This is a genomic window from Rhodococcus sp. NyZ502 (genome assembly GCF_041464245.1).
Taxonomy (GTDB): Bacteria; Actinomycetota; Actinomycetes; order Mycobacteriales; family Mycobacteriaceae; genus Rhodococcus_F; species Rhodococcus_F qingshengii.
The window spans coordinates 1,731,554-1,742,979 of the sequence record NZ_CP167155.1 but is presented as its reverse complement, the minus strand read 5'-3'; the positions used below and the strand labels follow the sequence as shown (position 1 = coordinate 1,742,979).

The window sequence follows — 11,426 nt, the reverse complement described above, 5'->3', positions numbered from 1 at the left end:
TCCCAATCTCCGTCAGCGTGTCAGATCTTGACTACCTTCGACGTCGGGATCGGGTGCGAGTCCGCCTTGATCCAGCGCAGCGCCCATGTCCCCTCGGCATGCGAATCGGTGTCGATCCAGTTGCCATAACCCGGATCCTTCGCCGCCACGACGATTGTCATGGTGCCGTCGTCGTTGAGCTTCGCGGTGTGATTGTTGATGTAGATGTTCGTGCGGTTGTAGTCGAGGGACTCGACCCAGAAGTTCTGCAGCACGAAGTTGAAGTACTCGCAGTTCGGAACCTCGGTCTCGATGACCCACGCCTCGTCTTCGGCGAGCTTCCAGTAACCGTGGAAGTAGAAGATCGTCGGATCGCCGCCGGCGTCCTGGAAGTAGTCCTGTCCCCAGTCGAAGATCTCGTTGGTGTGCGGCTGGAATTTGCGCGACCATTCCAGGAAGGTCTCCGCCATCCCCTTCACGATCCCGACGGACTTGGTGAGGCGCTCGCCGATCTCTTCCGGAGTCAACGGGACGAACTCCCCGTCCGGGTTCAGGCATTCGATGGTCAGATCACCGATGACCTCGTTGCGCCGATCCTGGTGAGTTTGCCGAACGGAGATGAGGTTGCTGTCGGGCGCCAAAGGCAGCCAAGCGCCCTCATCGGGCTTGTCGACGCTCGCGATGAACTCGAAACGGCCGTTCTCGTCGACCTCGAGGTCGTGGATATGCAGATCGCCGGTCTGCAGCATGGTGCCGTCGATGTGGTACCGATTTACGCGCGAGCCGAAGGTGATCAGCGGGACGGTGCCTCGGGTGCCGATGATCCGGTAGTTGTACTTACCGGAGATGTTGGCGCGCATGTAGACGTTGTCCGGGTTGTCGGCACCGATCTTCGTCATCATGTTCGGGTTCGGAGCCGACGAGAACTGCGGCCACCGCGGATCGGTGTACTCGACACAGTTGATCGTGCCGTACCGAAGCAACCGACTCAGGTAGCGGACGCCCTCGGCTTGAGTCAGCGGATCCTGAGGGACGATCTCGTCTTCCAGGACCTTTCCGACCTCGAGCAGATCTGCGCAGAACTTTTCCCAAACAGCATTCATGTGAATCTCCTTGTTTCGGTTGGGGCTTCGCCCCTGTGCGCCTTTTTGGTAGTCGGCACTACCAAAAAGGCGCACAGGGCCGGAGGCCTTCAGGATGTGGTGGCGAACTTCGCTTCGACTTCGGCAGCGCTCACGCCGAAATCCTCGAGCGAATAGCGATGCGACGGACGACGGTGCTCGGCAAGGCTGGCCTGATGCGACGCCTCCACCGCGGCGCGGGCGTCGTCTGTGAAGGGCAGGGCGAACTGTGCATAGATCTTCTCGACGGTGCCGACCGCATCGGCGATGAAGTCCTTGTAGTCGACGTCGATGAACTGATCGGGGTTGTAACGGCTACGGGCATTGTTGAAGTTCGCATTCCCTCGCGCCCACAACTCCAGTTGCGTGCGCCCGATGGCCGGACGATCGAAGGCCCTCGACATGTCGTGTCCGCCCTGCTCGACGAGGCTGAAGGTGGACGCCATCGATGTCAACGGGTCTCGGAAGGTCCGAACGAACAGTGCATCCGGATAGACCGACATGATCTCGTCGATCGCGAAGACATGGCTCGGGCTTTTGAGCACCCACCGTCTGTCCTGGTCGTGCAGCCCGATCAACTGCAGGTTCTTCTTGTGCCGCGCATATGTTTCGGTCCAGTCCTGCTCCGCCAGCCACCGGGTGTAACTCGGCACGTACGCCACCGTCTCGAACGCGGTCGAGAGCATCGTCTGCTGCAGCAGCCGCCAGCATTCCTCGACCTCCTCCGCCCCCATGAAATGAACCTTCATCAGGTCTGCCTCGTTACGCTGGCGAGCACGGTAGAAGGCGTCGGAGCGAACGTAATCTTCGTTCTCCGACCACTTGTCGCGCTCGGGGCGCGGCTGCGGCGTCTCGGCGAGCCACATCTCGGCGCCCTGATGCGCTGGGTCGGCACCGAGCAAGCGGTGCAGCGCGGTGCTGCCGGTGCGGGTCAACCCGACCACGAAGATCGGGCGTTCGATCGGAACATCTACGTGCTCTGGATATTTCGCGAATCCGGCCTCACTGGTCAGGCGACCCGCGAGCGCTCCGACGATCATCTTGCGAGCGATCACCTTGCCGTGAGGAGTGAGGTCGGCCTCGTTCTGGAACGACTCGAGGAGAACTCGAAGTCCTTCGAGATAGCTTTCGCTGCCGAAGTTTTCGTACCCGGCCGCCTCGCGCGCAGCCTGGTGCAGGTCATCGATGGAACCGATGCCGTCGTAATCCTGTGTCATGGCTAGTCCTTGTATGAGTTGATCAGTGGTGCGTGTGACCGCAGTTGACGTCGAGACATTGCCCTGTGATGGCCCTGGCTGAATCGGACAGGAGGAAGACGACAGCGTTTGCGATGTCATCTGGCTCCGGCAATCGGCGCAGATCGGCGCCCGCTGCGATCTCGTCGTAGATCACCTTGGGGTCGACTCCTGCCTCCGCCGCCTTCTTCTCGAACATGTTCTTGACCGAGTCCGCCCAGATATAGCCGGGAGCAACCGAATTGACTCGAACGCCCTTGGGACCGAGATCGATCGACAAACTGCGTGCCATTGCCAGGAGCCCGGATTTCATGATGCGGTAGGCCCCGAACCCGGGAAGCTGGTTGCGCAACACCATGGACGTGACCATCACGACGGACCCGTGCGACTCGATCAATGCCGGAGCAAATTCTCTGGTGACGTTCAACGCCGCGAGCAAGTTGATGTCGATGCCCGACTGGATGGACGCCACGTCGGCGTCCAGGAGCGGGACCTGCGCGGGTTGAACAAATGCGTTGTTCACCAAGCAATGCGCCGCACCGAACTCAGCGACAGTTGTCTCCGCCAACGAAGCGATCGAATCGACGTCGGTGAGGTTCGTCGGTACGGCCAACGCGATTCCGCCGCGGTCTCGAATCTCCCTTGCCACCGATTCCAAGCGCTCGGGTGTGCGGGCAGCCAGAACAACCTTCGCTCCGGCCGCCGCGCTCTGCAGCGCAATCGAACGACCCAGTGCCGGGCCCACTCCCGAGACGACGACAACCTTGCCTGCCAGCAGGCCCTGATGGGTCAGCACAGCGCCTGCGGATCGAGAACAACACTCAGGGAGATGATCTTGCCGTTCTCGTCGAACTCGAACACATCGGTGGCAGCGAAATCAGGGATACCGGCGCGCTGCACCCGAAGCTGCATGGCTGCGTACTTTCCCGTCACCGAAATCGGACCGAGCAGGCTGACTGTGAAATCGACCTGCGCGTTCGCGGTATCGAATTCGCGAATCTCCTCGATTCCGCGGTAGGTCTGGACCCCCAGCGGTTCGTGTTGAACTGCGTCGGGCGCAAACAGCGCAACCAGTCCGTCGACGTCGTGACTTCCGAGACACTTGACGTAATCTTCTACAGCAGAAACTATTTCAGCCCTGTCAGGCATGGATGCTCCTCGTGTTCAGGCGGATCAAGAAATGGTTCCGCGGGCGCGGAGATGGTCGACGATCGCGATCGCAGCGTCCTCGGTCGTCGTGACACTGGTGTCGATGTGAATGTCAGGGTTCTGCGGCGGTTCGTACGGCGAATCGATTCCGGTGAAGTTCACCAACTCGCCCCGTCGAGCCTTCTTGTACAGACCCTTGGGATCTCGCTCCTCTGCGACGGCAAGAGCGGTGTCGATGAAGATTTCGACGAACTGTTCGTCGCCGATCAATTCACGGGCGGCATGACGCTCGGCCTCGAACGGTGAAATGAAGGACGCGAGCACGATCAGACCGGCGTCCGCCATCAGTCGGGTGACCTCGGTGACGCGACGGATGTTCTCGACGCGGTCGGCTTCGGTGAATCCGAGGTCTCGATTCAGCCCGTGACGGACGTTGTCTCCGTCGAGGAGGTAGGTGTGCGCGCCGAGTGCGTGCAGTTGACGCTCGACATCGTTCGCGATGGTCGACTTTCCCGAACCGGAGAGACCGGTGAACCACAGAACTGCGGGTTGGTGTCCCTTGAGCCTGGTGTGCGCGGCCTCGTCGACGTCGACGGATTGCCAGTGAATGTTGTCCGATCGACGCAGCGAGTGCGTGATCATGCCCGCACCGACAGTGCCGTTGGTAAGGCGGTCGATGAGGATGAAGCTACCGGTGTCACGGTTGCCGACGTACGGGTCGAACGGGACCGGTCGATCGAAACTGAGGTTGCAGACACCGATTTCGTTGAGCGCGAGAGTAGTCGTTGCGGTCTTCTCGAGAGTGTTGACGTTGATCTTGTGTTTCGGTTTGGTGATGCGCGCAGTGACTGTGACGGTACCGATCTGGCACAGGAACGGCCGTTCGGGCAGCATGGGAGCCTCACCCATCCAGACGATGCAGGCCTCGAACTGATCGGCTACGGCCGGCGGATTGTCGCCGATGGACAGCACATCACCGCGACTGATGTCGATCTCGTCGGCGAGCGTGATGGTGACCGAGCGGCCCGCACCGGCAACGTCGAGGTCGCCACCCATGGTCACGATGCGCTCGACTGTGGACGTCTTTCCACTGGGGAGCACGCGGATGGGATCTCCGGGAGATACGGTGCCGGAAACGATCTGGCCGGAGAATCCGCGGAAGTCGAGGTCCGGCCGGTTGACCCACTGCACCGGCATCCGGAACGGAGCCGCGGCGGCAGCATCGTCGATGTCCACGCTTTCGAGATGCTCGATCAGGCTTGGTCCGGAGTACCACGGGGTATTCGCACTGCGCTCGGTGAGATTATCACCCATGTATGCCGACATCGGGATGGCGACGAACCCGTCCAGACCGATCTCGTGAGCGAACTCTGCATAATCCGCGGTAATGGCATCGAAGACCTCTTGCGAGTAGTCGACGAGGTCGAGCTTGTTCACGGCAAGCACCACGTGCTTGATCCCCAGCAACGACACCAGATACGAGTGCCGGCGGGTCTGAGTCAGTATCCCCTTGCGGGAATCGACAAGGATCACAGCAAGATCGGCGGTCGACGCGCCCGTCACCATGTTTCGGGTGTACTGCTCGTGCCCCGGAGTATCGGCGACGACGAACTTGCGTCGCTCGGTCGTGAAGTAGCGGTAGGCGACGTCGATCGTGATGCCCTGCTCACGTTCGGCGGCGAGACCGTCGACCAGGAGCGCGAAATCGAGCCCCTCCCCCTGGGTTCCGCTCTTGCGCGAATCGGCTTCGAGCGCCGTCAACTGGTCGTCGAAGACGAGTTTCGATTCGTAGAGCAGACGGCCGATCAAGGTGCTCTTGCCGTCGTCGACGCTGCCGCACGTGATGAATCGCAGCATGCTCTTGTTTGCATGACGTTCGAGGTACGCCTCGATGTCGTCAGCGATCAGATCCGAGGAAACAGTCATCAGAAGTACCCCTCTTGCTTCTTCTTTTCCATCGACGCACTGGAGTCGTGGTCGATGACCCGTCCCTGGCGTTCGGAAGTGGTGGTGAGCAACATTTCCGAGATGATCTCGGTCAGGCTCGTGGCGGTCGATTCGACGGCTCCGGTCAGCGGGTAGCAGCCGAGGGTGCGGAAACGAACGCTCTTGAGTTCCGGGGTCTCTCCCGGCAGTAACGGCATCCGGTCGTCGTCGACCATGATCAGCGCACCGTCCCGCTCTACGACGGGCCGCTTGTCGGCAAAATACAGCGGAACGATCGAAATCTCTTCCTGGCGTATGTATTCCCACACATCCAGCTCGGTCCAGTTCGAGAGAGGGAAGACGCGCAGGCTCTCGCCCGGCGCTTTGCGGACGTTGTACATCCGCCACAGTTCCGGTCGCTGCTGCTTGGGATCCCAACGGTGCGCAGCTGATCGGATCGAGAAGATGCGTTCCTTGGCGCGGGATTTTTCTTCGTCACGGCGGGCGCCGCCGAATGCAGCGTCGAACTTGTAGTGATCGAGGGCTTGTTTGAGGCCTTCGGTCTTCCACATGTCGGTATGGACAGCGCTGCCGTGAGTGAACGGGTTGATCCCCTGCCTCACGCAGTCCGGGTTGGTGTGGACGATCAGATCGAGATCGCCTGCAGCAGCGGTACTGTCACGAAGTTTGTACATTTCACGGAACTTCCACGTGGTATCGACGTGCAGAAGCGGAAACGGCAGCTTCGACGGATAGAAGGCCTTGCGCGCCAGATGCAGCATCACGGCGGAGTCCTTGCCCACCGAGTACAACATCACCGGGTTCTCGCTCTGGGCAACAGCTTCACGCATGATGTGAATGCTCTCGGCTTCGAGTCGTTCGAGGTGCGTCAGTGTCGCGGTCATCGGCCCAGTTCCTCCAGTGCTTTCGGGGCGAGTTCTGGTCGGCAGATCAGCAGATCCGGCAACCACGGGTTTTCCTGGTTGTAGCGCAGTTCGCTGCCATCGATACGCGAAACATGCAGTCCCGCAGCACGTGCGACAGCAACGGGCGCCGCCGAATCCCACTCGTACTGTCCGCCCGCATGTGCATAGATGTCTGCCTCACCCGAGACGACCGCCATTGCTTTGGCTCCGGCGGATCCCATTTCGATCAACTCCGCGCCCATCGAGTCGGCCATGCGCATGACCGGTTCCGGACGACGCGTCCGCGATACGACGACTCGAACCGGCGTCGCGGCATCCCGTTCGGTTCGATCATCGCTGCTCGAATAGGTGACGCCAAGGGCAGGCATTGCGACCGCACCGGTTGTGAGGACACCGTTTTCGGTCAGTGCAACATGAACGGCCCAGTCCGGTCGTCCGGCCTCGCCGTACTCACGGGTGCCGTCGAGAGGGTCGACGATCCACACCCGATCCGCAGCCAGCCTCGCGAGGTCGTCAGCCCCTTCCTCCGACAGCACTGCATCCGCAGGAAAGCGTCGGGCAAGTTCGGCGACGATGAATTCGTGACTGAGCCGATCGGCCGCGTTCTTGAAAGTCGCGACATCACCGTCGTTTTCGCCGAGGGATTTCCGATGGTCGAGCAGAAGTTCTCCAGCCGCAGCGGCGATGTCGATCGCCGCGCGTTCATCGTTAGTGCGTGTCATAGGTACTCCACAACTGTGTAGACCTCCCGATCGATACGGGAAGAAAGGTCAGGCCGACCGCAGAGTGTCCAGCACTTTGCACTGGCCTCGATGTGGTCTGCGCCATACCGTAACACCAGAATGAACGATGTTCATTCTATTTCGAACAATGTTCATTCTATGATCTGGGTCACATCGAATTCTGGACGGCGCTCGACAACGAACAGTGTTCGATGTGAATTGAGGATGCCGACCACCGCGACTACGGTGATCAAATGAGCAGTACCAGCAGCAAGTCGATCTACGGCGACGCCGAAGTGCGTCGACGCCGAACTCTCGACGCGGCGATCTCGCTTCTGGACGAAGGAGGCTACTCCGCGCTCACGATCCGCGCTGTCGCCAAACGAGCCGGCACCAGCACTGGCCTGATCTACCAGTACTTCGTCGACAAGCAGGACATCTTCGCCGCCCTCCTCAGCGAAAGTCAGCTGGAAATGGCGGACTTCGTGAACTCGCTCCCCCGCGAGCAGGGACTGAGCGCCTTACTCGAGTCCATGATTTCCGAGTTTGCTCGGCACTGGGCACGGGTGGGTCGACTCACCACGACTTGGCGCGACATCGAAGGCATGGCCGGGTCCGACCGAGAAAGCATGCGGGAACTTCACGCATCCGTAGCGGTCTACAACTCGGCATTGATTCGAGCGCTCACCGAATCTGCTGCAGCCGAAGGGAGCCGGTTGATCGACGACCCCGCGTTGATCCATCTCGTGCTCTCCGGACTCAAAGGCCTGTCGGACACCATCGTCATCAACATCGCCAAAGAAGTCACACCCGAGTACTTCGTGAGCTTCTCCGCCCGGGCGCTCGCGCGGTCCATCACGGAGTGACGGACCGACACCTTACGAACGAACGAGGCGAGCGATGGCCGCCTGAGCTTCCTTGATCTTGACGTCCGCTTCCGGACCACCCTGCTTGGCAGCTTCGACGACGCAACCCGCAAGGTGGGCGTCGAGAAGCTTCAGGGACACGGACTGCAACGCGCTCGTCGCGGCGGATACCTGGGTGAGCACGTCGATGCAGTACCGGTCGTCTGCGACCATGCGTGAAATTCCGGCTACCTGACCTTCGATACGACGAAGGCGCTTGAGCAGATCGTCCTGCTCGGGGCTGTAACTACTCATACCGCAACTATACCCCCTACCCGTATGAGGGCTACTGCGATGCGACGAAGCCCACCCGGACGCGGCGCACGACATCGATGGCCATCAGCCCCGCAACCAGAATCGACAACCCGGCGCCCGAGATCCAGAGACCGTCGTAGTGCGTGCTCTCGAACGGTGGAGCGCCCTCCAGTATCGGTCCGAAGTCGGACGTCGTCGTACCCGCTCGCCAGCACACGACCGCCAGAATCGTTGCGGCGACGATACCGAGTACACCGATCCACGTCTTCACGTCGACACGCGGGGATGGCTGTGGCTCAGTCATCGGCAGACCCGTCCGGTTCGACACCAACCACAACGACCTGACTCAACGCCTCGCGCAGTGCCTGATCGTCCTTTGCCCACGCCCGCACCAATCCCCCGGTGGTCAAACGTAAGCCGATACCGTGCCGACGCCTGGGCACTCCGGACAGCTCACCGAGCGCGCGTGCCGTTTCCCACGGTTCCATTTCGTCCTCGTAGGCAGCGTCGTCGGACTCCGGGAACACCTCGGCGATCTCGGTGATCGGCACCTCTTCGGTTCCCTGACGCAACGTGGTCGCGGTCAGAAGTACGCTCGCGTGCCGCCGTGCTGCGATCACCTGCACGTAGACCAATCCGGTGAGGATCACGGCGAACATCGCCAGACCGAACCAATGCACCACCGGGCCGGTGAACAGTTCGATGACCAAGGCGATCAGGCAGAAGATCGGACCGAACGCGATGGCCCACCACCGAGAACCCGGTTCGTAGTACAGAACGTCCGGGCCGATTTCCGGCGCGCGATCAGCCACGGGCAAACCAACTTCGGGTGGTGTCGCGGTAGATCGCGACGCAGGCACAGATCAGCATGACGGGAACAACCAGCGCGAGCACGGTACTGATCCCGGCGACGACCAGCGCGATCTGCAGCACCGCGAACACTCCGGACACGATCACCAGGATCCGTCGGCACAACGCCCTTCCGGCGCGAGTGGGACCGGCGAGGCCGCCGATCGCGAGGCCGGTCAACAGCAGAACCAGCCCTGACACCCGCACGAAGGTGACGTAGATGTCGATGTTTCCGGCCGAAACGCCTTGATCGGTGAACTGCTCACGCAACGAATACGAAGCGCTGGTGACATTGATCAGGCCGAAGAGTATGAGCAGGAACGCGCTGGCGATCCACAGCCAGAATGCTGCCTCGACAGCCGTCGGGCGCCTGACCTTCGTAGAGATACTCACGGGTTCAAGTGTGCGCTATCCGCTGACGATGCCCGGAATCATGAGCATCAGGAGTGTCACCAGAACAGAGGCTCCGAGGATCGCGAACAAGATCACTTCGGTGCGTGAACCACGTTGGCGCAGTGGCGCGTCGTGGGCGCTTTCCGTACGCAGGGCTTCCTGAGAACTCATCGCGTCCGACCTCTCCCCTACTACTTCAGTGACCCGTTTCACAGTACCCCGAGCTACCTACCGGTTCCCCGCCGGGGGGAAACGAAGAAAGTACGGATTGGACTCTTTTCGGTGCATCATCACGATCGCCCCGACAGCAGCAACTGCCTGCAGGATTTCCGCTCCGCCGAACAGCAGAGTGGCCGCGCCGCCGTCTCCGCCGAGCCCGAAGATCACCGGGATCGCGGAGACCAGCATGAAGACGCCACAGAACGTCAGCAACATTCGAGCCCAGTTCTTGCCGCGACTCATCGCGCGCACGAACAGAAGGAACACGGCGGTGACGATCACGACCAAAACCGCAGAGAATACGATGACCAGTGGGAACATGCCCTCCACGTCGGAACGCGTCAGACCGGCGTCGACAGCTGCCTGATTTCTGAGCATCTCGTCGACGAACATCGACTTCTGCCCGAGCAGCATCCAGATCATCGCGCCGCCCTGGACCAACCCCAGCGCCGTCACAGCCCACCACAACTGAATCGCAGTCACGACGTCCGTCGGCGGCTCGGGTTTCGGCGCAGGTCCCGGGTATCCGTTGTAACCGGGGCCGTATCCCGGGATCTGACCCGTCGGCATCGGTCCGAGTTCGCGGTACGGCTGATTCTCGAACGGCTGGTTCTCGTAGGGAGGTTCCCGGCGGGGCGGTTCCTGGCGCGACGGCGGCCACTGCTCGGTCATGACACCAGCGTATCGGTCGATACCGGCGCAGCCACCATGCGTGACTCCGTCACAGCCATCCGGCAACTTCCGACGCCCAGTAGGTGAGGACCACGTCGGCACCGGCGCGGCGAATGCTGATGAGCGATTCGAGAATCGCCGCGTCCCGATCGATCCACCCGTTCTGCGCGGCCGCGGTGATCATCGAGTACTCCCCCGAGATCTGGTACGCAGCGACCGGAACCGGGGACCGGTCGGCGGTCTCACGCAGAATGTCCAGGTAGGACATTGCAGGCTTGACCATCACCATGTCGGCGCCCTCGGCGACGTCGAGGTCTACCTCGCGCATCGACTCGCGGCGATTGGCGCCGTCCTGCTGATACGTACGACGGTCGCCTTGCAGTGAGGATCCGACGGCTTCACGGAACGGCCCGTAGAACGCTGACGCATATTTCGCGGCATAGGCGAGCTGACCGACATCGACATACCCCGAAGCATCGAGTGCACCGCGGATCGCAGCCACCTGACCGTCCATCATGCCGCTGGGACCGAGCAGGTGCGCACCCGATTCAGCTTGTGCGAGAGCCATTTCGACGTATCGGATCAAGGTCGCGTCGTTGTCGACAGCGCCGCCGGCAGTCAACACGCCGCAATGGCCGTGATCGGTGAACTCGTCGAGGCAGGTATCGGCCATGATGACCGTCGAATCGCCGAGTTCGTCTGCCAGAGCGCGCAATCCGACGTTGAGGATTCCGTCGGGATCGGAGGCACCGGACCCCTGGGGATCCTTGTCCTCCGCCTTCGGGACACCGAACAGCATCAGGCCACCGACGCCGGCTTCCACCGCTTCCACCGCTGCGGACCGCAGCGAATCGAGAGTGTGCTGGAAAACGCCTGGCATGGAACTGATCTCACGCGGTGCGTCGATGCCGTCGGCGACGAACATCGGCAAAACGAGGTGCCGGGGTTCGAGCGAGGTCTCTGCCACGAGTCGCCGGAGCGCAGGAGTGCGCCGGAGCCGGCGAGGGCGATGAGTGGGAAACACGAGAAGTAGCCCTCCTTCGTCGGAACCCGTGAGTGGTTGTGGAGTCCACAG

At 61.5% G+C, this 11,426-nt stretch carries 15 protein-coding genes; 1 reads left to right on the top strand and 14 read right to left on the bottom strand.

The window, feature by feature from the left end; all coding sequences use genetic code 11:
• Window positions 1-20 precede the first annotated feature (20 nt).
• The 7 genes from ACBG85_RS08270 to ACBG85_RS08240 form a co-directional block, all read right to left on the bottom strand.
• The gene (locus ACBG85_RS08270; RefSeq protein WP_003941882.1) at window positions 21-1,082 is read right to left on the bottom strand and encodes a DUF1214 domain-containing protein; all 1,062 of its coding nucleotides are present in this window, start codon (window positions 1,080-1,082) and stop codon (window positions 21-23) included.
• 89 nt (window positions 1,083-1,171) lie between these two features.
• Window positions 1,172-2,317, bottom strand: coding sequence for a sulfotransferase (locus tag ACBG85_RS08265; protein WP_372027049.1), 1,146 nt, complete (start codon window positions 2,315-2,317; stop codon window positions 1,172-1,174).
• Between the two features lie 22 nt (window positions 2,318-2,339).
• Window positions 2,340-3,131, bottom strand: coding sequence for an SDR family oxidoreductase (locus tag ACBG85_RS08260; protein ID WP_064113990.1), 792 nt, complete (start codon window positions 3,129-3,131; stop codon window positions 2,340-2,342).
• Window positions 3,125-3,484, bottom strand: coding sequence for a nuclear transport factor 2 family protein (locus tag ACBG85_RS08255; RefSeq protein WP_064113991.1), 360 nt, complete (start codon window positions 3,482-3,484; stop codon window positions 3,125-3,127). Before ACBG85_RS08255 ends, ACBG85_RS08260 begins: the two co-directional genes overlap by 7 nt.
• 24 nt (window positions 3,485-3,508) lie before the next feature.
• A complete protein-coding gene (gene cysN / locus ACBG85_RS08250; RefSeq protein WP_083059027.1) occupies window positions 3,509-5,410 on the bottom strand; it encodes a sulfate adenylyltransferase subunit CysN in 1,902 nt (633 codons plus the stop codon).
• Window positions 5,410-6,315: a sulfate adenylyltransferase subunit CysD gene (cysD, locus tag ACBG85_RS08245; protein WP_073512136.1), complete on the bottom strand. Its 906-nt coding sequence runs from the start codon at window positions 6,313-6,315 to the stop codon at window positions 5,410-5,412. The genes cysN and cysD overlap by 1 nt, the downstream gene beginning before the upstream one ends.
• A complete protein-coding gene (locus tag ACBG85_RS08240; RefSeq protein WP_064074197.1) occupies window positions 6,312-7,058 on the bottom strand; it encodes a 3'(2'),5'-bisphosphate nucleotidase CysQ in 747 nt (248 codons plus the stop codon). Before ACBG85_RS08240 ends, cysD begins: the two co-directional genes overlap by 4 nt.
• 254 nt (window positions 7,059-7,312) lie before the next feature.
• Here ACBG85_RS08240 and ACBG85_RS08235 point away from each other — a divergent pair, with 254 nt between their 5' ends.
• Window positions 7,313-7,924, top strand: a complete 612-nt coding sequence (locus ACBG85_RS08235) for a TetR/AcrR family transcriptional regulator (protein WP_003942004.1) — start codon at window positions 7,313-7,315, stop codon at window positions 7,922-7,924.
• Window positions 7,925-7,936: 12 nt separating this feature from the next.
• Here the strand turns inward: ACBG85_RS08235 and ACBG85_RS08230 are convergent, their stop codons facing one another.
• From ACBG85_RS08230 to hemB, 7 genes are read right to left on the bottom strand one after another with little or no spacing between them, the layout of a single operon-like run.
• The gene (locus ACBG85_RS08230; RefSeq protein ID WP_003942012.1) at window positions 7,937-8,218 is read right to left on the bottom strand and encodes a metal-sensitive transcriptional regulator; all 282 of its coding nucleotides are present in this window, start codon (window positions 8,216-8,218) and stop codon (window positions 7,937-7,939) included.
• 31 nt (window positions 8,219-8,249) lie between these two features.
• Entirely contained in the window at window positions 8,250-8,522 is a 273-nt protein-coding gene (locus tag ACBG85_RS08225) for a hypothetical protein (RefSeq protein ID WP_007735305.1), read from the bottom strand.
• Entirely contained in the window at window positions 8,515-9,030 is a 516-nt protein-coding gene (locus tag ACBG85_RS08220; RefSeq protein WP_003941872.1) for a hypothetical protein, read from the bottom strand. Before ACBG85_RS08220 ends, ACBG85_RS08225 begins: the two co-directional genes overlap by 8 nt.
• A complete protein-coding gene (locus ACBG85_RS08215) occupies window positions 9,023-9,460 on the bottom strand; it encodes a hypothetical protein (protein ID WP_003942066.1) in 438 nt (145 codons plus the stop codon). The genes ACBG85_RS08220 and ACBG85_RS08215 overlap by 8 nt, the downstream gene beginning before the upstream one ends.
• Before the next feature lie 15 nt (window positions 9,461-9,475).
• The gene (locus ACBG85_RS08210; protein WP_372027045.1) at window positions 9,476-9,631 is read right to left on the bottom strand and encodes a hypothetical protein; all 156 of its coding nucleotides are present in this window, start codon (window positions 9,629-9,631) and stop codon (window positions 9,476-9,478) included.
• 57 nt (window positions 9,632-9,688) lie between these two features.
• Window positions 9,689-10,351: a hypothetical protein gene (locus ACBG85_RS08205; protein WP_003942024.1), complete on the bottom strand. Its 663-nt coding sequence runs from the start codon at window positions 10,349-10,351 to the stop codon at window positions 9,689-9,691.
• 49 nt (window positions 10,352-10,400) lie between these two features.
• Window positions 10,401-11,375, bottom strand: coding sequence for a porphobilinogen synthase (hemB, locus tag ACBG85_RS08200; RefSeq protein ID WP_007735309.1), 975 nt, complete (start codon window positions 11,373-11,375; stop codon window positions 10,401-10,403).
• Window positions 11,376-11,426 lie beyond the last annotated feature (51 nt).